This window comes from Streptomyces sp. Qhu_M48, assembly GCF_051305195.1.
In the GTDB taxonomy this organism is placed as follows: domain Bacteria; phylum Actinomycetota; class Actinomycetes; order Streptomycetales; family Streptomycetaceae; genus Streptomyces.
Map to the genome: position 1 here is coordinate 5,873,962 of NZ_CP195432.1, position 22,995 is coordinate 5,896,956.

Sequence of the window (22,995 nt, forward strand, 5' to 3'; positions counted from 1 at the left end):
CCGGGCCCTCCCGCGTGCCGGCCCCGGTACGGGGTTCAGGCCTCCGGGTGGCTGCGCGCCGCGGCGGCCGCCTTGCGCTCCTTCTCGGCGCGCTCCTCGGCCTCCATCTCGGCGAAGACGTCGATCGGCGGCGGAGCCTTCGCGAGGAAGACCCACGTGAGGTAGACCGCGAGCAGGAACGGCGGGATCTTGAGCGCGATGAGGACCCAGCCGAACTTGGTCGTGTCGGCCCACCAGTACATCGGGAAGAGGATCGCGCACTTGCCGAGCAGGATCAGGCCCCAGGCCCAGCTCGCCTTCGTGTACGCCTTCTTCCGGCCCGGGTTGCGGGTGCGCCAGGAGAGGTTCTCCTTGAAGACCGGACCGAGGATCAGGCCGATCAGGGGGACTCCGGCGAGCGCGGTGACGATGTACGCGAGGGCGAGGCCCAGGGTGTACAGCATGCCCGGCAGGTAGAAGTCCTTGGCGTTGCCGGTCATCATCGCGAAGACGACGCCGAAGGCGACACCGAAGACACCGCTGAAGGCGTGCTTGACAGTGTCCCGGCGGATCAGCCGGACGGCGACCAGGACCAGTGAGACGGCGAGCGCTGCGATCGCCGAGACGTGCAGGTTCTTGTTGATCGTGAAGATCGTGACGAACAGCAGGCCGGGCACGACCGTCTCGACCATGCCCCGCACCCCGCCGAAGGCCTCGAACAGAGCGGCCTCGGTGACCTCCTTCGAGGCCTGGGCGTCCTGGTCCGTGGGGGTCGGCTTGTCGAGGGACGTCACCGGCTACTCCTGTCCGAGCGGTCGGAGCTCGTATTTGGGGTTGAAGAGGACCCGCCGGCCGTGGCTCATGGAGATCCGGCCGGAGGCGATCAGCTTGCGGCCCGGTTCGATGCCCACGATGGAGCGCCGGCCGAGCCATACGACGTCGAGCGGTGCCGTGCCGTCGAAGAGTTCGGCCTCCAGCGCGGGCACGCCGGCCCGGGGACGCAACGTGACCGTGCGCAAGGTACCAGTCACCTTGACTATCTGGCGGTCGGAGCAGTCGCTGATGCGCGTGCACCCCGACGCTTCGGCGTCCTCCTGGAGCTCCTCCGACTCCAGGTCCTCCGGGGAGGAGGAGAGCCGGTCGAGCATCCGGCGGAACCGGCCGGCCGGCTTCTCTGTACGTGGTGCAGCACTCATACAGAAAGCGTACCGGCCACCGCTGTCACCGGGACCGGTCCGGCAGGGCCGTCCGTTCAGCGTTCGAAGCGGTACCCCATGCCCGGTTCGGTGACGAAATGGCGCGGGTGGGAGGGGTCGGTCTCCAGCTTGCGCCGCAGCTGCGCCATGTACACCCGGAGGTAGTTGGTCTCCGTGCCGTACGAGGGTCCCCAGACCTCCTGGAGCAGCTGCTTCTGGCTGACCAGGCGGCCGCTGTTGCGGACGAGGACTTCGAGGAGGTGCCACTCGGTGGGGGTGAGCCGGACGTCCCGGCCCTCGCGGTGGACCTTCTTCGCCGCCAGGTCGACGGTGAAGCCCGCGGTCTCGACGACCACGACCCCGTCCTCGGCGCCGCCGACCGGCTCGGCGCGGCGGACGGCCGCGCGGAGCCGGGCGAGCAGCTCGTCCATGCCGAAGGGCTTGGTGACGTAGTCGTCGGCGCCCGCGTCGAGCGCCTCGACCTTCTCGTCGGAGGTCTGCCGGGCCGAGAGGACCAGGATCGGCACCCGCGTCCAGCCGCGCAGGCCCTTGATGACCTCGACGCCGTCCATGTCGGGCAGGCCGAGGTCGAGGACGACGACGTCGGGGTGGCGTTCGGCGGCGAGCCGGAGGGCGGTGGCGCCGTCGGGCGCGGCATCGACCTCGTACTTCCGCGCCTTGAGGTTGATCACCAGCGCGCGGACGATCTGCGGCTCGTCGTCGACCACGAGGACCCGGGTCATGGAGGGGGCCTTCCTTCTTCGGTCGCCCGTGCGGGCGGGAGCAAGAGGGTACGGGAGGGGGAGCGAGCGGTACGGGACGACGTCCACCGGAGCGGCGCGGGGCCCGTCCGGGACCTGCGAGGAAGGGGAAGGGGAAGGGGCCGTACGACCACGGCCCCGGCTCAGGTCACGGCGTGGGCCGGGAGGTCGGCGGCGGGCGGCGGGGTCCCGCGCGGTGCGGCCCGCAGGGTGAGCACCATCGTCAGGCCGCCGCCCGGGGTGTCCTCGGCGCCGAGCGTCCCGCCCATGGCCTCGACGAAGCCGCGGGCCACCGCGAGGCCGAGGCCGACGCCGGAGCCGCGGGGGGCGTCGCCGAAGCGCTGGAAGGGCTCGAAGATGCCGTCCTTGGCCTCGTCGGGCACGCCGGGACCGCGGTCCACGACCCTCAGTTCGACCCGGTCCCCCAGGGTGCTGGCGGCGACGGCGACGGGAACGTCCTCGGGGCTGTACTTGACGGCGTTCTCGACGATGTTGGCGACGGCCCGCTCCAGGAGGCCCTTGTCGACCTCGACCATGGGCAGCGTCTCGGGGATGTCGAGCTCCGCGCTGCCGTCCGGCACTCCCCCGAGGGCCATGGGGACGACCTCGTCGAGGTCGACGGTACGGATCAGGGGGGTCACGGTGCCGGTCTGGAGGCGGGACATGTCGAGGAGGTTGCCGACGAGGTGGTCGAGGCGGTCGGCGCCGGCCTCGATGCCTTCGAGGAGTTCGGCGCGGTCCTGCTCGGACCATTCGACGTCGTCGGAGCGGAGGGAGGAGACGGAGGCCTTGATGCTCGCGAGCGGGGTCCGCAGGTCGTGGCTGACGGCGGCGAGCAGGGAGGTGCGGATCTTGTTGCCCTCGGCGAGCTTGCGGGCCTCCTCCGCCTCGCCGACGAGCCGCTGCCGGTCGAGGACGACGGCGGCCTGGGCGGCGAAGGCGCCGAGGACGCGCCGGTCCTCCGCGGGCAGCACCCGGCCGGAGAGGGCGAGGGCCAGGCGGTCGCCGACCGGCATGTCCACGTCCGCCTCCTCGGGCCGGGCCGCCGGGTGGGGTCCCACGCTCGCCGCCCGCGTCCACGGCTCGACCTCGTTCTCCCGTTCGAGGAGGGCGACGGACTCCATGGAGAAGGTCTCGCGGACCCGTTCGAGCAGGGCGTCGAGACTGGTCTCGCCGCGCAGCACGCTGCCGGCGAGGTAGGAGAGCACCTCGGACTCGGCGCGCAGCCGGGCGGCCTGGTGGGTGCGCCGGGCGGCCAGGTCGACCACCGAGGCGACCGACATGGCGACGCCGAGGAAGACCGCTATGGCGACGATGTTCTTGGGGTCGGCGATGGTGAGCCGGTGGACGGGCGGGGTGAAGAACCAGTTGAGGAGGAGGGAGCCGGCCGCCGCGGAGGCGAGCGCCGGCAGGAACCCGCCGAGCAGGGCCGCGGCGACGGTCAGGGCGAGGAAGAGGAGCATGTCGTTGGCGAGACCGAGATCGGCGTCGACATGGGTGAGGAGCAGGGCGAGGAGGATGGGGCCCGCGACGCCGACCATCCAGCCGCTGACGATCCGGGAGCGGCCGAGGCGGGCGCCGCGGGCGACCGGCAGTCCGCGTCCCTTGGCGACCTCGCCGTGGGTGACGATGTGGACGTCGAGGTCGGTCCCGGAGTCCCGGGCCACGGTCTGGCCGACGCCGGGGCCGAGCACGTACTGCCAGGAGCGGCGGCGGCTGGAGCCGAGGACGATCTGGGTGGCGTTGACCCCGCGGGCGAACTCCAGGAGCGCGGAGGGTATGTCGTCGCCGATGACGTGGTGGAACGTTCCGCCCAGGTCCTCGACGAGGGTGCGCTGGACCGCCAGCTCCTTCGGCGAGGCCGCGGTGAGACCGTCGCTGCGGGCGATGTAGACGGCGAGGACCTCGCCCCCGGCGCCCTTCTCCGCGAGACGGGTGGCGCGCCGTATGAGCGTGCGGCCCTCCGGGCCGCCGGTCAGGCCGACGACGATGCGCTCGCGGGCCTGCCAGGTGGAGCGGATGTTGTGCTCGCCCCGGTACTGCTGGAGGTACTCGTCGACCCGGTCGGCGGTCCAGAGCAGGGCCAGCTCGCGCAGGGCGGTGAGGTTGCCGGGGCGGAAGTAGTTGGAGAGGGCCGCGTCGACCTTGTCCGAGGTGTAGACGTTGCCGTGGGCCATCCGGCGCCGCAGCGCCTCCGGCGACATGTCGACCAGTTCGATCTGGTCCGCCCGGCGCACGACCTCGTCGGGGACGGTCTCCCGCTGCCGTACGCCCGTGATCGCCTCGACGACGTCGCCGAGCGATTCCAGGTGCTGGATGTTGACCGTCGACACGACGTCGATGCCGGCCGCGAGCAGCTCGGCGACGTCCTGCCACCGCTTGGGGTTGCGGGAGCCGGGGACGTTCGTGTGGGCGAGTTCGTCGACGAGGGCGACGGCGGGACGGCGGGCCAGGACCGCGTCGATGTCCATCTCCGTGAACGCGGTCCCCCGGTACTCCAGGGTGCGGCGCGGCACCTGCTCCAGGCCGTGCAGCATGACCTCCGTGCGCGGCCGCCCGTGGTGCTCCACGAACGCCACGACGCAGTCCGTGCCGCGCTCGACCCTGCGGTGCCCCTCGGAGAGCATCGCGTAGGTCTTGCCGACGCCCGGCGCAGCGCCGAGGTAGATCCGAAGCTTGCCGCGTCCCATGGGACGACCATACGTCCAGCCAATCGGACATTCCGCACGTCGGGAGGGGGGTGGGGCGGTCTTGACGTGATTCTGATGTCCCGCCGCCCCCGTACCCGGACGGGGTGTCGCGCTCAGTGCTCGATGATCTCGCCGTCGCTCAGCTCCAGGACCCGGTCGGCCAGGCCCAGGAGCTGGGGGTCGTGGGTGGCGACCAGGGCCGTGCAGCCCTCGCTGCGCACCACCGCGCGCAGCAGCCGCATCACGGCGAGCCCGGTCTCCGCGTCCAGCTGGCCCGTGGGCTCGTCGGCGATCAGCAGCGCCGGCTTGTTGGCGAGGGCGCGGGCGATGGCGACGCGCTGCTGCTGGCCGCCGGAGAGCTCGCCGGGCCGCTGGGCCGCCTGGTCCGCGAGGCCGACCAGGCCCAGGAGCAGGGCCACCCGCTTCTCGCGCTCCTCGGGGTCGGCTTTGCGCAGCCGCATCGGTACGCCCACGTTCTCGGCGGCGGAGAGGATCGGGAGCAGTCCGAAGGACTGGAAGACGAAACCGATCCGGTCGCGGCGCAGCTTCAGGAGGCCGTTCTCACCGAGGGTGGAGAGGTCGACGCCGTCGATGACGATCGAGCCGCCGTCGGCGGTGTCGAGACCGCCCACGAGGTTGAGGAGCGTGGTCTTGCCGGAGCCCGAGCGGCCCTTGAGCGCGACGAGCTCGCCGCGCGGGACGTCGAAGGAGACCCCGCGCAGGGCGTGGACGGCGGCTTCGCCCGTGCCGTACGAACGGCGCAGGTTCGCCACGCGGACCATCGGCGGGCCGGCCGGGTCCTCGGCCACGGCCGTCGCGGACCTCGTGCTGCTCTCACTCACGCTGCGCTCCCCCTCCTCGACCATGTGCCCGCCAGTATGGTCGGCGGCCGGGCCCGAGAACCAGAGCCGGTGGCGGAAGCTGTGGAAAACCGCCGATGGGCCGCTTCCCGTACGAGAGGTACGGAAAAGCGGCCCACTCGGCAGGGACGACCGGCTCGGGCGATCAGCGGATCTCGGAGATCTCCGGGCCGCGCTGGAGCTGGCCCATGCCGCCGGAGAAGCGGGAGTTCTCCTGCTCCTCCTGCTGCACGCCGTCCGGCACCATCTGCGCGTCGTTCGGCAGCTTGAGGACGATCGGGTCGCGCGGGGCCATCGGGCCATCGCCGCGGACGACCACGGTGTCCCGGACGATCTGCTCCAGGAGACCGGCGGCCTCGGGCTGGACCGCGCCCTGTCCGGAGATCACTCCGCGCAGGAACCAGCGGGGACCGTCGACACCCACGAAGCGGACCAGCTGCACACCGCGGTTGCCGTCCGGCAGCTGCACGGGGACCTGGGCGCGCAGCTCCCAGCCCAGCGGGCCCTCGACCTCGTCGATGACACCGCCCTGCTGGACGATGCCCGTGGCGATCTCGTCGCGGACCTCGCCCCAGATGCCCTCGTTCTTGGGGGCGGCGAAGGCCTGCAGCTGTACGGCGCTGTCGCGCAGGACGACGGTGGCCGCGACGATCGCGTCGCCCGCCACCTCCACCCGCAGCTCCATGCCCTCGACTCCGGGCACGAAGACGCCGCCCAGGTCCACACGGCCCTCGTCGGGCTTGGTGACCTCGGAGATGTCCCAGGGTCCGTCGGGCCGGGGCGCCGGCGGAAGGTTCACACGGCGCGGGGCCGCGCCGTCCGCGTCCTCGCCGTCCACCGCGTCGACGACCTGCTCGGCCTCGCCCGCCGCGTCCTCTGCGGCACCGCTCTTCTTGCGACGTCCGAACACGTCACTGTCCTTCCCGGTCGGATACGACCGAAGCGTATCGATTCCCACCCGTTGTGCCGTCCACGGCGGCGTGACCGCCGGTGGACCCGAAGCCCCCCTCGGCCCGCGCCGAGCCGGGAAGTTCCGCGACCTCGTGGAAGCGCACCTTCTCGACCTGTTGGACGACAAGTTGGGCAATCCGATCGAATCGTTCGAACCGCACGGTCTCGCGCGGGTCGAGATTGACCACGATCACCTTGATCTCTCCACGGTACCCGGCATCCACCGTCCCCGGGGCATTCACGAGCGCCACTCCGCAGCGGGCGGCGAGTCCGGAGCGCGGGTGCACGAAGGCCGCGTACCCGTCCGGGAGGGCGATGGAGACCCCGGTGGGCAGCACGGCGCGCTCCCCGGGGGCCAGCTCGGCGGCCTCGGTGGTCACGAGGTCCGCGCCGGCGTCGCCGGGGTGCCCGTAGGCCGGGATCGGCACGTCCGGGTCCACGCGGCGGATCAGGACGTCGACAGGGTTGCGCATCAGGGGTTCACCTCGAAGGCGCGGGTGCGCCGGACCTGGTCGGGGTCGGACATGGCGGCCTGGATCTCCTCCGGCCGGCCGTTGTCGATGAAGTGGTCGACCTTGACCTCGACGAAGAGGGCGTCGGCGCGGACGGCGACGGGGCCCTCGGGCCCGCCGATCCGGCCGACGGCGGTCGAGAAGATCTTGCGGCCGTGGACGGCGGTGACCTCGGCCTCCAGGTGGAGCACGGTGCCCACCGGGACGGGCCGGACGAAGTCGGTCTCCAGGCGTCCGGTCACGGCGATGACCCGCAGCAGCCAGTTCAGGGAGCCGAGGGTCTCGTCGAGCGCGGTGGCGAGGACGCCGCCGTGCGCGAGGCCGGGGGCGCCCTGGTGGTCGGTGGTCACCGTGAACTCGGCGGTGACGGTCACGCCGTCGCCCGCGCGCGCCTCCAGGTGGAGGCCGTGGGGCTGCCCGCCGCCGCACCCGAAGCACTGCTCGTAGTGTGAACCGAGCAGCTCGCCGGGGGCCGGTGCGTCGGGGTGGCGTACCGGCGGTATGGCGTCGGCCGGCGGGGTCAGGGCGGCAGATGTTGCAGTCACAGGCGCAGACCTTACCCGCGCGGCAGTGCCCTGGTCGCGCCGTGCCAAGCTTGGACGCATGCAGCCTTCCGCATCGTCTTCCGCCCCCTCCCCCGCGCCCTCCGCCGCGCCGCGCTTCGACGAGCGGCTGACGGCGCCCCGCTCGTGGTGGGTCATCGCGGGCCTGCTCGGTCTGTCGGGCGGCCTGATCCTGTTTCCGCTGGGCACGGTGCCGATGCTGGGCGGTCTGATCGTGGCGGCGGTGCTCGCGGGGGCGGCGGTCTCCTCGTACGGCTCCGCGCGGATCCGGGTGGTGGCGGGGTCGCTCGTGGCGGGCGACGCGCGGATTCCGGGATCGGCCCTCGGGTCGGCCGAGGTGCTCGACGCGGAGGAGGCGCGCGCCTGGCGCACGCACAAGGCCGATCCGCGCGCCTTCATGCTGATGCGCAGCTACGTGCCGCGTGCGGTGCGGGTCGAGGTGACGGACCCGGCGGACCCGACGCCGTACGTCTACCTCTCCAGCCGTGAGCCGGAGGCCCTCGTGGAGGCGCTGGACGCCGTCCGCGCGGACTCCGGGGACGGACGCTGACCGGACCGGGGGCCGACGGCTCCTGTGCCGGCGCCCCGGGACCGGTGGGCCCGGGACTGGCGGGTCCGGGACTGGCGGGTCCGGGACTGGCGGGTCCGGGACCGACGCGGGTCCCGGGTGTTCCTCGGGCCGGGTGATCCGGGGCCTTCGCCCCGTTCCCCGGCCCGGTCGTGGATGCCGTCCCCGGGGTGCGGATGCCCGGTTCCGTCGGTCCTCAGAAGCCCAGTTCCCTGGGGTTCTCGGGCTGCTCCAGTGGCGGCAGCTCCCGGAGGGCGTCCCAGGGGACCTGGCGGGCGCGCAGGTCCTTGCGGATGTGTCCGGCGAGCTTCTTGGTGTCGCGGCGGTTCATGACCGCGCCGACCGCGGCGCCCACCATGAAGGGCATGAGGTTCGGCAGGTTGCGCACCATGCGCTTCATGATCTGCTGGCGCAGCTCGCGCTTGAGCTGTCCGCCGAGCGCCGCGTTGACCGTGGTGGGCTTGGTGGGGTCGATGCCCCGCTCCTCGGCCCAGGAGGTCAGATAGGCCATCGAGCGCTGGGTGAGCCGGCCGGGCGGCCGCAGCCCGTAGACCTCGTGCAGTTCGGCGATGAGTTTGAGTTCCACGGCGGCGACGCCGGTGATCTCCGCGGCGAGCTCCGCGGGCATGGCGGGGGGTACCGGGAGCATGGCGGCGGCGCCGACGCTCGCGCCCACGGTCGAGCTCGCGTTCGCCGCGCCGGCGACGAGCTTGTCGGCGAGCTCCTCGGGTCCGAGCCCCGGGAACTGTTTGCGAAGGGTCGCCAGATCGCGGACGGGGATCCGCGGGGCGAGGTCGATCAACCGGTCGGCCAGGTGGCCGAGGCCGGCCTTGGCGCTGTCGCCGCCGCGCTTCACGCCCTGACGGACGCCCTGCGCGACGCCGCGCCGGACGGCGTCGATCCGGTCGGAGTCGATCCTGATCCTGTCGAGTCGCGCCCGCGCCGGATTGGCGAGGCGCCTGACGGCGCCGAAGCGGCCGTCCTGCGGTGCCTCGTCGTGCCGGACCTCGGGCACGTCGCTCCGTCCCGCTCCCCGCTCCACCGGCAGGTGTGCCGGGTCCGGCTCAGTGACCGCATCGAGCGAGGCCGGGTGGCCCCGCTCGTCGTCACGTTCGCCGAGGGAGGGCGGGGAGGCGGTGGGCTCGGTTTCAGAGGCCTCGTGGGCGCCCTCTGCCGGGCCTGTGCCGCCCTTGTACGCCTTGGGGCTCCCGGGGAGCCTCAGGCGCCGCTTCCGGGACGGTGTGTCGCCTGCCACGGTCAGCGACCTCAGTCGCAGTCGCGGCAGATGGGCTGACCGTTCTTCTCCCTGGCCAGCTGGCTGCGGTGGTGCACGAGGAAGCAGCTCATGCAGGTGAACTCATCGGCCTGCTTGGGCAGGACCCGGACGGCCAGCTCCTCGTTCGAGAGGTCGGCGCCGGGAAGCTCCAGGCCTTCGGCGGCCTCGAACTCGTCGACGTCGACGGTCGAGGTCGACTTGTCGTTCCGGCGGGCCTTCAGTTCCTCAAGGCTGTCCGAATCGACGTCGTCGTCGGTCTTGCGTGGGGTGTCGTAATCCGTTGCCATGTCGCTCTCCCCCTCTGGGTGGTTGCGGTGTCTCCAGCGCACGTAACGCGTGAGAGGTCGGACTTGTGCCCGACCTGAGGCGGAGATTTTGCCTCACATCAAGGTCTGTTACTCAATCGACACCCGTCCCGTCCTCTCGCGAGTGATCGGCTTCGGGTGGCGAAGCGGACCGTACACGGTCCTCCGGGCCACCTTCACAGGCGCCACCCCGTGTACTTCCCGTCATTCCGGGCCCCGGAAACCCGGACTTTTCCTGGTTTTCCGGGGGATTCCCCGGTCACGGAGAGTGGAGGTCCGGACACCTGCCCTGTGATCGATCACACATGAGCGTCTCAGGGATCAGGGCCCCGGAATTCCGCGCAAAGCGAACGGAACCGGGTCGGCTCGTGCAGTCTGTCAGATCGGCAGAGTGACGCGCATCACGAGACCGCCTCCCTCGCGGGGCTCCGCGATGATACGGCCGCCGTGGGCCCGCGCCACGGACCGGGCGATCGACAGGCCGAGCCCGACTCCCTTGTCGCTGCCGGTCCGCTCCTGGCGGAGCCGCCGGAACGGTTCGAAGAGGTTGTCGATCTCGTACGCGGGAACCACCGGCCCCGTGTTCGAGACGAGCAGGACCGCCTGCCCGTCCTTGGTCTCGGTGGTGACCTCCACCCAGCCGCCCTCCGGCACGTTGTACCGGACGGCGTTCTGGAGCAGGTTCAGCGCGATCCGTTCGAGCAGGACGCCGTTGCCCTGGACGACCGCCGGCTCGCGCTCGCCGCGGATCTCGACGCCCTTGGCCGCGCCCTCGGCGCGCACCTGGTCGACGCCCCGCTCGGCGACCTCGGCGAGGTCGACGGGCTTGCGCTCGATGATCTGGTTGTCGCTCCGGGCGAGCAGCAGCAGGCCCTCGACGAGCTGTTCGCTGCGCTCGTTGGTGGCGAGCAGGGTCTTGCCGAGCTGCTGGAGCTCCACCGGCGCCCCGGGGTCCGAGAGGTGGACCTCCAGGAGGGTGCGGTTGATCGCGAGCGGGGTCCGCAGCTCGTGCGAGGCGTTCGCGACGAACCGCTGCTGCGCGGTGAAGGCCCGCTCCAGGCGGTCCAGCATCTCGTCGAAGGTGTCGGCGAGCTCCTTGAGCTCGTCGTCGGGTCCGTCCAGCTCGATCCGCCGGGAGAGGTCGGAGCCGGCCACCTGGCGGGCGGTACGGGTGATCCGGCCGAGCGGGGAGAGCACCCGTCCCGCCATGGCGTAGCCGAAGGCGAAGGCGATGATGCTCAGGCCGAGCAGGGCGAAGAGCGAGCGGCGCAGGAGGTCGTCGAGGGCCAGGTCGCTCTGGTGCCGCAGGCAGACGGACACGGCGTCGTTGAACTGCTCGCCGGTGCCCGTGTTGGGCAGGACGCACCACGAGGTGGTGGGCTGGACCTCACCCTTGACGATCTTGAAGGGCAGCTGGGCCGCGCTGTCGCTGAGCGCCTGGGCGGTGAAGAGGTAGATGATCGAGAGCAGCAGGATGCCCGCGATCAGGAACATCCCGCCGTACAGCAGGGTCAGTCGTATCCGGATGGTCGGGCGCAGCAGGGGCCGGACCGGGTCCCTGGGGTCCCAGGTCGGTTTCGGGGGCGCCTGGGGGTGGGGCGCGGGCGTCGTGGCCATCAGGTCAGATCCGGTACCCGGAGCCGGGGACCGTGACGATGACCGGCGGCTCGCCGAGCTTGCGGCGCAGGGTCATGACGGTGACGCGTACGACGTTGGTGAAGGGGTCGGTGTTCTCGTCCCAGGCCTTCTCCAGGAGCTGCTCGGCCGAGACGACGGCGCCCTCGCTGCGCATGAGGACCTCCAGGACGGCGAACTCCTTCGGCGCGAGCTGGACCTCCCTGCCCTCGCGGAAGACCTCGCGGCGGTTCGGGTCGAGCTTGATGCCGGCCCGCTCCAGGACGGGCGGCAGGGGCACGCTGGTGCGGCGCCCGAGGGCGCGCACGCGGGCGGTGAGCTCGGTGAAGGCGAAGGGCTTGGGAAGGTAGTCGTCCGCGCCGAGCTCCAGTCCCTCCACCCGGTCGCTGACGTCGCCAGACGCGGTGAGCATCAGGACGCGGGTGGGCATGCCCAGCTCCACGATCTTGCGGCAGACGTCGTCACCGTGGACGAGGGGCAGGTCACGGTCGAGGACGACGACGTCGTAGTCGTTGACCCCGACGCGCTCCAGGGCCGCGGCGCCGTCGTACACGACGTCGACGGCCATGGCCTCCCGGCGCAGTCCGGTGGCCACCGCATCGGCGAGCAGCTGCTCGTCCTCGACGACGAGTACGCGCACGTCGTACTTCCTTCCCGTTGAGCCGCCGCCCGAGGGGACCGGCTGAAAACCTGAGCACTGACTGTGCGTGTCCATCCTGCCCCGTACGCGCGTAAACCGGCTGTAAGGCGGCGGTGCGGGGCTCTCGGCGGGCGCGGGGCGTGCGGCGGGGCGCCTGGCCGGAACCGAAGAATTCACCGGATTCGCGGGCCAGTTGAGGTTTCTCTGAGGAAGGGGCTGGGGAGGACGACTGCACACCCCGTGATCACGCCCTGTATGTGGCGCGCCACCTACCGCTCTCTGTCGCCCAGAGGCTGCGGAGCGTGATCCACCACCCTCGGCACACCCCCGTGCCACCGGACCCATGACGAGGGGGCGCACGATGGACGCTTTCACCGCAGGCCTGCTGCACCGCATCAGGACCACGCAGACGGACCTCACGCGAGCTCGTGAGACGGGCGACGACTACCTGGTGGAGGTCGAGCAGGCGGAGCTCGAGGACCTGCACCGGCTGGCCGCCGAGCACGGCGTGGAGGTTGCCGCGCAAGGCGTCTGACCCTGCCGTCGGACCCGCCAGACCCGTCCGACCCGTATGACCCGCACGATGAACCGTATGACCCGCACGTAGAGGGCCCCGGCGCCGTTCCCGGCACCGGGGCCCTCGTACGTCCGTCGCCGGCGTGCTCAGTCGTGCCAGGCCCCGAGCTCCTCCAGGAGCTCCTGGACGGGCCCGAAGAGGCCCGGAGAGGCCGCCAGGGTCAGTTCGCCGGACTCCGGCTCCCCCGGGCGGCCACCGGTCAGCGCGCCCGCCTCGCGGGCGATCAGGGCGCCGGCCGCGAGGTCCCAGGGGTTGAGGCCGCGCTCGTAGTAGGCGTCGAGGCGGCCGGCGGCGACGTCGCAGAGGTCGATGGCGGCCGAGCCGCCCCGCCGGATGTCGCGGACCCGCGGGATCACCTGGGCGGCGACCTCCGCCTGGTGGGCACGCCGGGACCGCACGTACCCGAAGCCCGTCCCGAGGAGGGCCTGGTCGAGGGGCGGCGAGGGGCGGACGGCGAGCCGCCGCTCCCCCGCGTACGCGCCGCCGCCGAGGACCGCCCGGTACGTCTCGCCGCGCATCGGGGCCTCGACCACGCCGACCACGGTCTCGCCGTCCCGTTCGGCGGCGATCGAGACCGCCCAGGCGGGCAGGGCGTAGAGGTAGTTCACGGTGCCGTCGAGCGGGTCGATCACCCAGCGGACACCGCTGGTGCCGGGGCTGGACGCGCCCTCCTCGCCGAGGAATCCGTCCTGCGGGCGGTGCTCGGCGAGGAAGCCGGTGATCAGCTTCTCGGCGGCGATGTCCATCTCGGTGACCACGTCGATGGGGCTCGTCTTGGTCTTCGCCACGGCCAGGTCGTCCGGCCTGCCGTCGCGCAGCAGCGCGCCGGCCCGCCGGGCGGCCTCCAGGGCGAGGTCGAGCAGTTCGGTGAGGAGCGGGTCGGTCACGGGGTCTCCTTGTGGTCGGGCGGGCCCTCAGGCGTACGGGCTGTCGGCGCCGGCCGCGGCGGGGCGCTCCGCCCTGGCCGGGCAGCAGCCGATGGGGCACAGGTCGTGCGAGGGCCCGAGCGCGCCCAGGGCGCACCGCTCGGCGCGGGCGCCCCGCTCGGTGGTGGCCCGTTCCAGGACGAGTTCGCGGACGGCGGCGGCGAAGCGGGGGTCGGATCCGACGGTCGCGGAGCGGCGGACGGGCAGGTCGAGTTCGGCGGCCTTGGCGGTGGCCTCGGTGTCGAGGTCGTAGAGGACCTCCATGTGGTCGGAGACGAAGCCGATCGGGACCATGACGACGGCGGGCGCTCCGGCGCCGTGGAGGGTCTCCAGGTGGTCGCAGATGTCGGGCTCGAGCCACGGGATGTGGGGGGCGCCGCTGCGGGACTGGTAGACGAGCTGCCAGGGGTGGTCGGTGCCGGTGGCCTCGCGGACCGCGTCGGCGATCATCCGGGCCACGTCGAGGTGCTGGCGGACGTAGGCGCCGCCGTCGCCGTGCTCGGTGACCGGTCCGGAGGAGTCGGCCGCGGAGTCGGGGATGGAGTGGGTGGTGAAGGCGAGGTGGGCGCCGTCGCGCACGGCCGGGTCGAGGGCGGCGAGGGAGGCCAGCACGCCCTCGACCATCGGTTCGACGAAGCCGGGATGGTTGAAGTAGTGCCGGAGCTTGTCGACCCGGGGCAGCGGGAGGCCTTCCGCCTCCAGGGTGGCGAGCGCGTCGGCGAGGTTCTCGCGGTACTGGCGGCAGCCGGAGTACGAGGCGTACGCGCTGGTGGTCAGGACGGCGATGTGGCGGCGGCCGTCGGTGATCATCTCGCGGAGGGTGTCGGTGAGGTACGGGGCCCAGTTCCGGTTTCCCCAGTACACGGGCAGTCTCAGGCCCGCCCCGGCGAAGTCCGTCCGCAGCGCTTCCAGGAGCGCGCGGTTCTGGTCGTTGATCGGGGAGACGCCACCGAAGAGGAAGTAGTGCTGCCCCACTTCCCTGAGCCGTTCCTTCGGGATGCCGCGGCCGCGCGTCACGTTCTCCAGGAACGGGACCACGTCCTCCGGGCCCTCGGGGCCGCCGAACGAGAGCAGCAGCAGGGCGTCGTACGGGGCGGGATCGTGCTGATCGGACATGGCACCGATCTTCCCACCCGCCCCTGACAGCGAGCGGCGCGGCCCGTCCGACGGCACGCGTCCGAAAAAGGGGGATGACCCATCGACTTCAACACCGTAGGCTTTAGCTGTTAATTACACGTGTTGAGTCGTCGTGCGGAGCCAGCTCCGAAGCACTCAGATCCGGAGAGCCTCTTGCCCAGTCCCTACCGCGCGATCTTCAAGGCGCCCGGCACCGCCTCGTTCTCCGTCGCGGGCTTCTTCGGCCGGATGCCGCTGTCCATGATGGGCATCGGCATCGTGACCATGATTTCGCAGGTCACCGGCCGCTACGGGCTCGCCGGCGCGCTCTCGGCGACGCTCGCGATGTCCGCCGCGGTCCTCGGCCCCCTGGTCTCCCGCCTGGTCGACCGGCACGGTCAGCGCCGGGTGCTCCGTCCGGTGACACTGGTCTCGCTCGTCGCGGCCGCCGGACTCCTCCTCTGCGTGCAGCAGAAGGCCCCGGACTGGACGCTCTTCGTCTTCACGGCCGTGATCGGCTGCGTGCCGAGCGTCGGCGCCATGACCCGGGCCCGCTGGGCGGAGATCTACCGGGGCGAGGAGCGGCGCCTGCACACGGCGTACTCCTGGGAGTCGATCGTCGACGAGGTGTGCTTCATCTTCGGCCCGATCATCTCGATCGGTCTGTCGACGGCCTGGTTCCCCGAGGCCGGTCCGCTGTTCGCCGCGGTCTTCCTGGCCGTCGGCGTCTTCTGGCTGACCTCGCAGCGCGCCACCGAGCCCGTGCCCCACCCCCAGCAGGGCGTCCGCGGCGTCTCCGCGCTCCGCTCCCCCGGTCTGCAGGTCCTGGCCCTCGCCTTCGTCGCCACCGGCGCCATCTTCGGCTCGGTGGACGTGGTGACCGTGGCCTTCGCCGAGGAGCAGGGCCACAAGGCCGCCGCCAGCCTCGTTCTGGCCGTCTACGCGCTCGGTTCCTGCCTGGCCGGCGCCGTCTTCGGGCTGCTCCACCTCAAGGGCGACCCGTCCCGCCGCTGGCTCCTGGGCATCTGCGCGATGGCCGTGAGTATGATCCCCCTCCTACTGGCCGGGAACCTGCCGTTGCTGGCCGTGGCGCTCTTTGTCGCGGGCCTGTCCATCGCACCGACGATGGTGACCACGATGGCCCTCGTCGAAGCGCACGTACCGCGCACCAAGCTGACCGAGGGCATGACCTGGACGGGTACCGGGCTCGCGGTCGGCGTGGCGCTCGGCTCCTCCGCCGCCGGCTGGGTGGTCGACGCGTCGGGGGCCGAGGCGGGGTACGTGGTGCCCGTCGTCTCGGGCGCGCTCGCGGTCGCGGTGGGTCTCCTCGGACACCGCCGGCTGCGCAGGCCGGTGCCGAACCGGGAGGGGCAGCGTGAGCGGGACGACAACAGCGGGGTCGGGGAGCACCAGGACGGCGAACAGCCCGTGGCGTAACTGGGCGGGGAACGTCACCTCCCGCCCCGTACGGGAGGTGAGCCCGGCCTCGGCCGAGGAGCTCGCCGAGGCGGTGCGCCGGGCGGCCGCGGACGGGCTGCGGGTGAAGACGGTCGGCACCGGCCACTCCTTCACCTCGATCGCGGCCACCGACGGGGTCCTGATCCGGCCGGGGCTGCTGACCGGGATCCGGCGGATCGACCGCGAGGCGATGACCGTCACGGTCGAGTCGGGCACCCCGCTCAAGCGGCTCAACGTGGCGCTGGCCCGGGAGGGCCTGTCGCTCACGAACATGGGCGACATCATGGAGCAGACCGTCGCAGGGGCCACCTCCACGGGGACGCACGGCACGGGCCGCGACTCGGCCTCGATAGCGGCGCAGATCCGGGAGCTGGAGCTGGTGACGGCCTCGGGTGAGCTGCTCACCTGTTCGGAGAAGGGGGACGACGAGGAACGCGCGGTCTTCGCCGCCGCCCGCATCGGGCTCGGCGCGCTCGGCGTGGTCACGGCGATCACCTTCGCCGTGGAGCCGGTCTTCCTGCTCACCGCGCGCGAGGAGCCGATGACCTTCGACCGGGTCACCTCGGAGTTCGACGCGCTGCACGCGGAGAACGAGCACTTCGAGTTCTACTGGTTCCCCCACACGGACAACTGCAACACCAAGCGCAACAACCGCAGCGCGGGTCCCGCCGCTCCCCCCGGCCGGGTCAGCGGCTGGATCGACGACGAGCTCCTCTCCAACGGGCTCTTCCAGGTGGCCTGCTCGCTGGGCCGCGCGGTGCCGCCGGTCATCCCCTCGATCGCCAAGCTCTCCAGCCGGGCCCTGTCGGCCCGTACGTACACCGACATCCCGTACAAGGTCTTCACCTCGCCGCGCCGGGTGCGCTTCCTGGAGATGGAGTACGCGCTTCCGCGTGAGGCGGCGGTCGCCGCGCTGCGCGAGCTCAAGGCGATGGTCGAGCGCTCGCCGCTCAAGGTGAGCTTCCCGGTGGAGGTGCGGACGGCGCCGGCCGACGACATCGCGCTGTCCACGGCCTCGGGGCGGGAGACCGCGTACATCGCCGTCCACCTCTACAAGGGAACGCCCCACCGCGGGTACTTCACCGCGGTGGAGCGCATCATGACGGCGCACGGGGGCCGCCCCCACTGGGGCAAGGTCCACACCCGCGACGCCGGATACCTCTCCGAGGTCTATCCGCGCTTCGCCGAGTTCACGGCGCTGCGCGACCGGCTCGACCCGGACCGGCTGTTCGCTAACGACTATCTGCGCCGGGTCCTGGGCGACTGACGGTCACTCGGCTCCCTCGGCGCCCGCGTCGGCTCCGGCTCCGGCCGCCGCTCCGGCCGGGGGCGGGGCCGAGGGGGTCTCGGGCCCGCCGGTCCCCGGGGTCGGCTCCTGGGTCGGGGCCGTCGGCTCCGTGGTGGGGCCGGTCGGCGTCGGGCTGGGGGTCGGCTCGCCGCCGGTGGAGCCGGAGGGCGTCGGCTCCGGCGAGGGGGTCGCGGTGCCGCTCTGCCCGTCGCCCCGGTCGCCCGGGGACGGGGTGCCGCCCGTCGAGGGGGTGCCGGCGCCGTCCCCCGGCCGCCCGGTGCCGTCCGTGGACCAGGACGGCGTGGGCGTGGGGTCCTCGTTACCGGCCGGCTTCTCCTGGCCCGCGCTTCCGCCGCCGCGGACGACGGAGCCGAAGGTGGTGGTCCCCTGTTTGCCGCTGAAGTCCTGGCCGGAGACCAGTTCGTAGGTGGTGATGCCGCCCATGGTGACGCCGAAGACGAGGGCGGCGGCGATCGCCGGGCGCTTCCAGCCCCGGACGCGGGTGCCGTGGGTGGTCGCCGCGCCGAACTCCTCGTCCGCCGCCTCCCCGGCGTGCGGGAGGCCCGCCCGGACCGTGCCGAGCATCAGGGTGCGGTCGTCCCGCGGGCCGCCCGTGAGCGGTATCTGACGCGCCTTCGGCTTGGCCGCGGCGGTCGCGTCGCGCACCTGTTCACCGGTGCGCCGGAAGAGGTGCTGGAAGAGCGGACCGCCGCAGGTGGCGATGACACTGATCACACCGGCGCCCACGATCGTGCCGTACACGCCGAGGGTGGAGGCGAGTTTGGCGGCGATGACCGCGGCCAGGGCGCTGCCCGAGACCTGGGCCACGCTCAGGTCGATCCTTCGCCTCCCGCCCTCCTTCTCCTCCGGCTCGCCCGTGTCGGTATCCGGCCTGTGACGCATCTCCAACCCCTGATCCAGCCCCTGGTGGCTCATCCGTTCGCCTTTCACCCAGAAGGGACAAATGGGCGAAGGGAATAGTTCCGCTTCCGCTCTTTCTGTGAAGAGCGACACGTACGGGGGAAGATCGCGGACACTCAACTCCCGTACCGCCCGCAAAGTTGGGCGGCGCGCCGGTCCACCCAGGTGGCCCGAATGGAGTACATTGACGAACCCTGGGTCCGGGCGCCTTCACGGGTGCCCTGGATCATGGAGAGGGGGCCGGACACGGCACTCGAACCAGCGGCGCCAAGGCATCGCACGGGAATCGACTGCGCAGAGTGACCGCCTGTCACTCCGGGTAGTCAACAGGTAACCGTGTCATAACGGCGTTCCAGGGTCCACGCCCGACACGCCGGGCAACTCGGCAAGGTAGTGGCAGGCTGCACCCGGGCAGGCCACACTCGACTAGCGGAAGCAGCGACGCACGTGACGTCGGCAGGCACCACCCGGGAGGTCCCCATGCCCGAACTGCGTGTCGTGGCCGTCTCCAACGACGGCACACGACTGGTGCTGAAGGCTGCTGACAGCACGGAGTACACACTTCCGATCGACGAGCGGCTCCGCGCCGCCGTGCGGAACGACCGCGCGCGCCTCGGCCAGATCGAGATCGAGGTGGAGAGCCACCTCCGCCCCCGCGACATCCAGGCACGGATACGAGCCGGTGCCTCCGCGGAGGAGGTCGCACAGCTCGCCGGCATCCCCGTCGACCGCGTACGCCGCTTCGAGGGCCCCGTGCTCGCCGAGCGCGCCTTCATGGCGGAGCGGGCCCGCAAGACCCCGGTCCGCAGGCCCGGCGAGAACAGCGGACCCCAGCTCGGCGAGGCCGTGCAGGAGCGGCTGCTGCTGCGTGGCGCCGAGAAGGACACCGTCCAGTGGGACTCCTGGCGGCGCGACGACGGCACCTGGGAGGTGCTGCTCGTCTACCGGGTCGCCGGCGAGGTCCACACGGCCAGCTGGACCTACGACCCGCCCCGGCGGCTCGTCCAGGCCGTGGACGACGAGGCCCGCGCCCTGATCGGCGAGACGGACGACACGATCGCCGCCGCGCCGGAGCCGAGCTTCCCGTTCGTGCCGCGCATCGCCCGGCTGCCCCGGGACAGGCCGCTCGACCGCGCCCTGGACCGTCAGCTCGACCACCGCCAGCTGGAGCGGGCGTCCGCGCCCGCCGAGCCGGAGGAGGAGCGGGACTCGCTGACGAGCCTCCTGGAGGCCGTGCCGAGCTTCCGCGGCGACATGATCGTGCCCGAGCAGCCGGACTCGGAGCCCTCGGAAGAGGCCGAGGCGGAGGAGCCGCCGGCTCCGGCCGCGTCGGCGGGCGCCGGTTCCGCGTACGCCGACGTCCTGATGCCGCGCGCGGTGTCGGGCCACCGGGACCGTCTCACCGGCACCACGGACCGCCAGGCAGAGGCGGACGGCGTCCGCCCTGGCCGCCGCGCGGCGGTGCCGAGCTGGGACGAGATCGTCTTCGGCACCCGCAGGAAGAAGCAGGACTGACGCCGTACCCGTGCGGGACTCGTGCCCGTACGGAACGCGCCGCAGGTACGGGAAGGGCCCGCGTCCATCACGGCGCGGGCCCTTCCCGTGCGGACTACCGCGGGTCCGGGCCCGTGGCCACCGGGCGGGACGGGTCCGACGACCACTCCGACCAGGATCCCGCGTAGAGGGCGGCGGGCAGACCCGCGATCTCCAGGGCCAGGACCTCGTGGGCGCCGGAGACGCCCGAGCCGCAGTAGACCGCGACCGGGGTCCCCTCGGCCGCGCCGAGGGTGGTGAAACGGTCCCGCAGCGCGTCGGCGTCCAGGAAGCGGCCCTCCGCGTCGACGTTCTCGGTCGTCGGGGCCGAGACGGCGCCCGGGATGTGCCCGCCGATCCGGTCGATCGGCTCCACGTCCCCGCGGTAGCGCTCGGCCGCCCGCGCGTCCAGGAGCAGCCCGGAACGGGCGAGCGCCGCCGCCCCGTCCGCGTCGAGCAGACCGAGCGCGCCCGGCTCCGGCCGGAAGTCGCCCGGCTCCGGCGTGGGCACCTTCTCCGTGAGCTCACCCGTCCAGGCCGCGAGGCCCCCGTCCAGGACGCGTACGTCCGGGTGGCCCGCCCAGCGGAGCAGCCACCAGGCACGGGCCGCGCCCCAGCCGAGACCGCCGTCGTAGACCACGATCGGGGTGTCCGCCGAGACACCCGCACGGCGCATCGTGGCGCCGAAGGCCTCCGGGTCGGGCAGCGGGTGGCGACCGCCGCCGCCGGGCGGTCCCGCCAGTTCCGCGTCCAGGTCGACGTAGACCGCGCCGGGCAGGTGTCCGGCCTCGTAGGCGGGCCGTCCGGGCGGCCCGGCCAGCGTCCAGCGGACGTCCAGGAGGACCGGCGGCCGGGCCCCGGCCGACTCGCTCAGCAGTTCGCTTGCGGAGATGATGGGCTTCATGGGTGCCATCCTCGCGCAGCCGCGGGGGCGCGGGGGCGGACACCGGCGCCCTCCCGCGTCACCCCGGCGGGTTCGCGCCACTCTTTGGTGCGACCGGGGCGCGCCGCGGCCCCTTCGGTGACACCATCGGACGGGGGCACGGCCACGACGATGGTCCGAGGAGAGAGTCACGATGACCGAGGCGACTCGGCACACACCCGGCGCACCCTGTTGGGTGAGCCTGATGGTGCACGGGCTTGACGCCACGCAGGAGTTCTACAACGCGCTCTTCGAGTGGGAGTTCGAACCCGGCCCGCAGCAGCTCGGCCCGTACGTGCGCGCGCTGCGCGACGGCAGGGAGGTGGCGGGCATCGGCCAGTTGCCGCCCGACCGGCACCTGCCCATCGCCTGGACGCCGTACCTGGCCACCGCCGACGCCGACGAGACGGCCGAGAGCATCCGCGGCTGCGGCGGCACCGTGGCGGTGGGGCCGCTGGACGCGGGCGAGGCCGGCCGGCTCGCGATCTGTTCCGACCCGGTGGGCGCGGTCTTCGGCGTCTGGGAGGCCGCGGCGCACCACGGGACGGCGACGGCCGGACCGCCCGGGACCCCCGTGTGGAACGAGCTCCTCACGTACGAGACGTCCTCGGTCGGCAAGTTCTACCGGTCGGTCTTCGGGTTCGAGGTCGAGCCGGTCGTGTCCGCCGACCACGACTACGCCACGCTCCTGGTGGACGGGCGGCCGGTGGCGTCCCTGCACGGCGTCGGCAACGCGCTGCCCCGGGACCGGGGCCCGCACTGGATGACGTACTTCGAGGTCGCCGACACCGACGCGGCCGTCCGGCTCGTCCTGCGGCTCGGCGGTCAGGTGCTGCGACCGCCGCGCGACGCCACGGCGGGGCGGCTCGCCCTGGTGGCGGACCCGGAGGGCGCGGTCTTCACCCTGGTCAGGTCCGCCCCGTCCGGATCCGCGTCCTGATCCACCCCGCGCCGCCGCTCCGCTGCGCGGTCGCGGTGCCGCCCGGCAGGCCGAGCTGGGTCAGCCGCTCGCCGGAGAAGTGGTGCGCGACGTCCGGGTCGGCGTGGTGCGCGGCGAGGAAGCGGGTGGTCTCCTCGCGCATCCCCGGGTGGCTCTTGTGCCGCATGCAGTAGCCGACGGCGCGGACGAGCGGGGTGAGCGACTCCGGTGCCGGTCCGGGGACGGCGGGTTCCTCGCCGCGTTCCAGGTCCGCGACCAGGTGGTCGACGACGGTGAGCGGGACGCGGTTGCTGTTCTCGAAGGGGGTGAGCCGTTCGAGGACCTCGGCCGTGCCCACCCGCGCGACCGGGATGCGGTAGTAGACGGCGGCGGTGAGCATCGCCGTGGAGAAGCAGCCGACGACGAGCCGGGGCGCGCACCGTTCGTAGAAGGTCTCTGCGAGCAGGGGGCCGTCGAGGACGGTGAGCCGTACGCCGGACCGTTCCGCCTCCTCCTGGAGGGCCTGGGAGTAGCTGGGGGGCGCGGTCGGGTGCGGCTTGAAGACGATCGAGCGGTGGCCGGCCGCCGCGGCGCCGCGCAGCATCCGTACGTGCAGTTCCTCCTCCTCCTCCGCCGTGAGGAGGGAGAGGGCGGCGAGGTACTGGCCGAGCAGGAGGGCCGTGGGCCCGGCGGCGGCCGCGCGCGCGACGGCCGGGTCGGCGGCCGCGTCCTCGGCGATCTCGGCGAGGACCGCGCGGAAGGCGCCGTCGGGGACGAGCTCGGGCTCGACCCCGTACTCGCTCAGGAGGAGCGGCCGCAGGCCCGGCACCAGGTCGAGGTGGAGGACGCGCCGGACGCGGCAGGCGAGGGACTGCGCGAGGTCGTTGCGGGTCGGGCCGTAGCTCATGAGGCCGTCCGCGTAGACGTGGACGGCGCTCTCGGGGAAGGCGCCGGCGAGTGCCTTGGCGGGGTTGACCTGGATGGATTCGACGATCAGCTCGACCGGGGCGGTGCCGAGGTCCCAGGCGGTGCGCAGCACGCGCTGCCAGAGGGGTGCCTCTTCGGGGCGGGGGGCCCAGGCGGCGGGGTGGTACGGGTGGATCGTCTCGTTCCAGTCGAGGGTGGCGTCGAAGCGGGCGGCGATCCGCTCGTAGCCGGTCATGGTCTCCAGGCGCAGCGCGGTCTCCGGGATCTCGGCGTTGTGCGAGATCAGCAGGAGCCTGCGGGCGTCCTCGCGGCGGCCGAACTGTCCGGCGTCCAGGGAGGCCGCGAGGGTGGCCGCGCCGTACAGCGTGGACACCTGGAAGATCTGGACCGGGCGGCCGTCGGTGGCCGGGGCGTACGCCGGTGCCCGCTCGGCGGGGGCGGGGGCCGGGGCCTTGTCGGGGGCGGGGGCCAT

General features: G+C 72.8%; 23 protein-coding genes. 6 read left to right on the forward strand and 17 right to left on the reverse strand.

From position 1 onward, the window contains the following. Positions 1–35: 35 nt before the first annotated feature. The 8 genes from ACRRSS_RS26435 to ACRRSS_RS26470 all read right to left on the reverse strand — a co-directional run bounded on the left by ACRRSS_RS26435 (position 36) and on the right by ACRRSS_RS26470 (position 7,494). A complete protein-coding gene (locus ACRRSS_RS26435) occupies positions 36–773 on the reverse strand; it encodes a DUF3159 domain-containing protein (RefSeq protein ID WP_435973601.1) in 738 nt (245 codons plus the stop codon). A 3-nt stretch (positions 774–776) separates the two neighbouring features. Beyond that, positions 777–1,175: an OB-fold nucleic acid binding domain-containing protein gene (locus ACRRSS_RS26440; RefSeq protein WP_015036728.1), complete on the reverse strand. Its 399-nt coding sequence runs from the start codon at positions 1,173–1,175 to the stop codon at positions 777–779. Positions 1,176–1,231: 56 nt separating this feature from the next. Next, complete coding sequence (locus ACRRSS_RS26445; RefSeq protein WP_351899269.1) at positions 1,232–1,918, reverse strand: response regulator; 687 nt, start codon at positions 1,916–1,918, stop codon at positions 1,232–1,234. A gap of 161 nt (positions 1,919–2,079) precedes the next feature. Next, entirely contained in the window at positions 2,080–4,626 is a 2,547-nt protein-coding gene (locus ACRRSS_RS26450; RefSeq protein ID WP_435973602.1) for a DUF4118 domain-containing protein, read from the reverse strand. Positions 4,627–4,739: 113 nt separating this feature from the next. Beyond that, positions 4,740–5,408, reverse strand: a complete 669-nt coding sequence (locus ACRRSS_RS26455) for an ABC transporter ATP-binding protein (protein ID WP_435975428.1) — start codon at positions 5,406–5,408, stop codon at positions 4,740–4,742. A gap of 223 nt (positions 5,409–5,631) precedes the next feature. Continuing rightward, the gene (locus ACRRSS_RS26460; RefSeq protein WP_435973603.1) at positions 5,632–6,396 is read right to left on the reverse strand and encodes a DUF3710 domain-containing protein; all 765 of its coding nucleotides are present in this window, start codon (positions 6,394–6,396) and stop codon (positions 5,632–5,634) included. A gap of 1 nt (position 6,397) precedes the next feature. Continuing rightward, on the reverse strand, positions 6,398–6,910 hold the full coding sequence (gene dut / locus ACRRSS_RS26465) for a dUTP diphosphatase (protein ID WP_073819644.1): 513 nt from the start codon (positions 6,908–6,910) through the stop codon (positions 6,398–6,400). Then, a complete protein-coding gene (locus ACRRSS_RS26470; protein WP_435973604.1) occupies positions 6,910–7,494 on the reverse strand; it encodes a PaaI family thioesterase in 585 nt (194 codons plus the stop codon). Before ACRRSS_RS26470 ends, dut begins: the two co-directional genes overlap by 1 nt. Positions 7,495–7,552: 58 nt before the next feature. Between ACRRSS_RS26470 and ACRRSS_RS26475 the strand changes: the two genes are divergently transcribed. Beyond that, positions 7,553–8,062, forward strand: coding sequence for a DUF3093 domain-containing protein (locus ACRRSS_RS26475; RefSeq protein ID WP_435973605.1), 510 nt, complete (start codon positions 7,553–7,555; stop codon positions 8,060–8,062). Between the two features lie 214 nt (positions 8,063–8,276). Here ACRRSS_RS26475 and ACRRSS_RS26480 read toward each other — a convergent pair whose 3' ends face one another. The 4 genes from ACRRSS_RS26480 to ACRRSS_RS26495 all read right to left on the reverse strand — a co-directional run bounded on the left by ACRRSS_RS26480 (position 8,277) and on the right by ACRRSS_RS26495 (position 11,936). Then, a complete protein-coding gene (locus tag ACRRSS_RS26480) occupies positions 8,277–9,335 on the reverse strand; it encodes a hypothetical protein (RefSeq protein ID WP_435973606.1) in 1,059 nt (352 codons plus the stop codon). Between the two features lie 11 nt (positions 9,336–9,346). Further along, positions 9,347–9,643, reverse strand: coding sequence for a DUF4193 domain-containing protein (locus ACRRSS_RS26485; RefSeq protein ID WP_003955561.1), 297 nt, complete (start codon positions 9,641–9,643; stop codon positions 9,347–9,349). Positions 9,644–10,039: 396 nt separating this feature from the next. Then, entirely contained in the window at positions 10,040–11,278 is a 1,239-nt protein-coding gene (locus ACRRSS_RS26490) for a sensor histidine kinase (protein WP_435973607.1), read from the reverse strand. A gap of 4 nt (positions 11,279–11,282) precedes the next feature. Further along, a complete protein-coding gene (locus ACRRSS_RS26495; RefSeq protein WP_361851413.1) occupies positions 11,283–11,936 on the reverse strand; it encodes a response regulator transcription factor in 654 nt (217 codons plus the stop codon). A gap of 361 nt (positions 11,937–12,297) precedes the next feature. Here ACRRSS_RS26495 and ACRRSS_RS26500 point away from each other — a divergent pair, with 361 nt between their 5' ends. Then, entirely contained in the window at positions 12,298–12,471 is a 174-nt protein-coding gene (locus tag ACRRSS_RS26500) for a hypothetical protein (RefSeq protein ID WP_351899291.1), read from the forward strand. Between the two features lie 128 nt (positions 12,472–12,599). Here the strand turns inward: ACRRSS_RS26500 and ACRRSS_RS26505 are convergent, their stop codons facing one another. Both ACRRSS_RS26505 and ACRRSS_RS26510 read right to left on the reverse strand, forming a co-directional pair. Beyond that, the gene (locus ACRRSS_RS26505) at positions 12,600–13,400 is read right to left on the reverse strand and encodes an inositol monophosphatase family protein (RefSeq protein ID WP_435973608.1); all 801 of its coding nucleotides are present in this window, start codon (positions 13,398–13,400) and stop codon (positions 12,600–12,602) included. 27 nt (positions 13,401–13,427) lie between these two features. After that, positions 13,428–14,555, reverse strand: a complete 1,128-nt coding sequence (locus ACRRSS_RS26510; protein ID WP_435973609.1) for a ferrochelatase — start codon at positions 14,553–14,555, stop codon at positions 13,428–13,430. A 174-nt stretch (positions 14,556–14,729) separates the two neighbouring features. On the opposite strand from ACRRSS_RS26510, the gene ACRRSS_RS26515 reads away from it, so the two are divergent. Together ACRRSS_RS26515 and ACRRSS_RS26520 are read left to right on the forward strand one after the other, a co-directional pair. Next, positions 14,730–15,992, forward strand: a complete 1,263-nt coding sequence (locus ACRRSS_RS26515; RefSeq protein WP_435973610.1) for an MFS transporter — start codon at positions 14,730–14,732, stop codon at positions 15,990–15,992. Further along, on the forward strand, positions 15,931–17,280 hold the full coding sequence (locus ACRRSS_RS26520; protein ID WP_435973611.1) for a D-arabinono-1,4-lactone oxidase: 1,350 nt from the start codon (positions 15,931–15,933) through the stop codon (positions 17,278–17,280). Before ACRRSS_RS26515 ends, ACRRSS_RS26520 begins: the two co-directional genes overlap by 62 nt. A gap of 3 nt (positions 17,281–17,283) precedes the next feature. Here the strand turns inward: ACRRSS_RS26520 and ACRRSS_RS26525 are convergent, their stop codons facing one another. Then, entirely contained in the window at positions 17,284–18,204 is a 921-nt protein-coding gene (locus ACRRSS_RS26525; RefSeq protein WP_435973612.1) for a hypothetical protein, read from the reverse strand. 498 nt (positions 18,205–18,702) lie between these two features. Here ACRRSS_RS26525 and sepH point away from each other — a divergent pair, with 498 nt between their 5' ends. Continuing rightward, on the forward strand, positions 18,703–19,737 hold the full coding sequence (gene sepH, locus ACRRSS_RS26530; protein ID WP_351899309.1) for a septation protein SepH: 1,035 nt from the start codon (positions 18,703–18,705) through the stop codon (positions 19,735–19,737). Positions 19,738–19,831: 94 nt separating this feature from the next. On the opposite strand, the gene ACRRSS_RS26535 is transcribed toward sepH, so the two are convergent. Continuing rightward, the gene (locus tag ACRRSS_RS26535) at positions 19,832–20,659 is read right to left on the reverse strand and encodes a sulfurtransferase (protein WP_435973613.1); all 828 of its coding nucleotides are present in this window, start codon (positions 20,657–20,659) and stop codon (positions 19,832–19,834) included. Between the two features lie 172 nt (positions 20,660–20,831). Here ACRRSS_RS26535 and ACRRSS_RS26540 point away from each other — a divergent pair, with 172 nt between their 5' ends. Continuing rightward, complete coding sequence (locus ACRRSS_RS26540) at positions 20,832–21,617, forward strand: VOC family protein (protein ID WP_435973614.1); 786 nt, start codon at positions 20,832–20,834, stop codon at positions 21,615–21,617. On the opposite strand, the gene ACRRSS_RS26545 is transcribed toward ACRRSS_RS26540, so the two are convergent. Continuing rightward, positions 21,586–22,995, reverse strand: coding sequence for a polysialyltransferase family glycosyltransferase (locus ACRRSS_RS26545; protein ID WP_435973615.1), 1,410 nt, complete (start codon positions 22,993–22,995; stop codon positions 21,586–21,588). The two genes, ACRRSS_RS26540 and ACRRSS_RS26545, sit on opposite strands and share 32 nt — an antisense overlap.

What these genes read in the sequence shown, in the direction of transcription:
- ACRRSS_RS26535 (WP_435973613.1), bottom strand. Translation starts at nt 20,659, where the DNA reads ATGAAGCCCATCATCTCCGCAAGCGAACTGCTGAGCGAGTCGGCCGGG.
- ACRRSS_RS26445 (WP_351899269.1), bottom strand. Translation starts at nt 1,918, where the DNA reads ATGACCCGGGTCCTCGTGGTCGACGACGAGCCGCAGATCGTCCGCGCG.
- sepH (WP_351899309.1), top strand. Translation starts at nt 18,703, where the DNA reads ATGCCCGAACTGCGTGTCGTGGCCGTCTCCAACGACGGCACACGACTG.
- ACRRSS_RS26525 (WP_435973612.1), bottom strand. Translation starts at nt 18,204, where the DNA reads ATGCGTCACAGGCCGGATACCGACACGGGCGAGCCGGAGGAGAAGGAG.
- ACRRSS_RS26490 (WP_435973607.1), bottom strand. Translation starts at nt 11,278, where the DNA reads ATGGCCACGACGCCCGCGCCCCACCCCCAGGCGCCCCCGAAACCGACC.
- ACRRSS_RS26455 (WP_435975428.1), bottom strand. Translation starts at nt 5,408, where the DNA reads ATGGTCCGCGTGGCGAACCTGCGCCGTTCGTACGGCACGGGCGAAGCC.
- ACRRSS_RS26510 (WP_435973609.1), bottom strand. Translation starts at nt 14,555, where the DNA reads ATGTCCGATCAGCACGATCCCGCCCCGTACGACGCCCTGCTGCTGCTC.
- ACRRSS_RS26545 (WP_435973615.1), bottom strand. Translation starts at nt 22,995, where the DNA reads ATGGCCCCCGCCCCCGACAAGGCCCCGGCCCCCGCCCCCGCCGAGCGG.
- ACRRSS_RS26450 (WP_435973602.1), bottom strand. Translation starts at nt 4,626, where the DNA reads ATGGGACGCGGCAAGCTTCGGATCTACCTCGGCGCTGCGCCGGGCGTC.
- ACRRSS_RS26475 (WP_435973605.1), top strand. Translation starts at nt 7,553, where the DNA reads ATGCAGCCTTCCGCATCGTCTTCCGCCCCCTCCCCCGCGCCCTCCGCC.
- ACRRSS_RS26485 (WP_003955561.1), bottom strand. Translation starts at nt 9,643, where the DNA reads ATGGCAACGGATTACGACACCCCACGCAAGACCGACGACGACGTCGAT.
- dut (WP_073819644.1), bottom strand. Translation starts at nt 6,910, where the DNA reads ATGCGCAACCCTGTCGACGTCCTGATCCGCCGCGTGGACCCGGACGTG.
- ACRRSS_RS26500 (WP_351899291.1), top strand. Translation starts at nt 12,298, where the DNA reads ATGGACGCTTTCACCGCAGGCCTGCTGCACCGCATCAGGACCACGCAG.
- ACRRSS_RS26440 (WP_015036728.1), bottom strand. Translation starts at nt 1,175, where the DNA reads ATGAGTGCTGCACCACGTACAGAGAAGCCGGCCGGCCGGTTCCGCCGG.
- ACRRSS_RS26540 (WP_435973614.1), top strand. Translation starts at nt 20,832, where the DNA reads ATGACCGAGGCGACTCGGCACACACCCGGCGCACCCTGTTGGGTGAGC.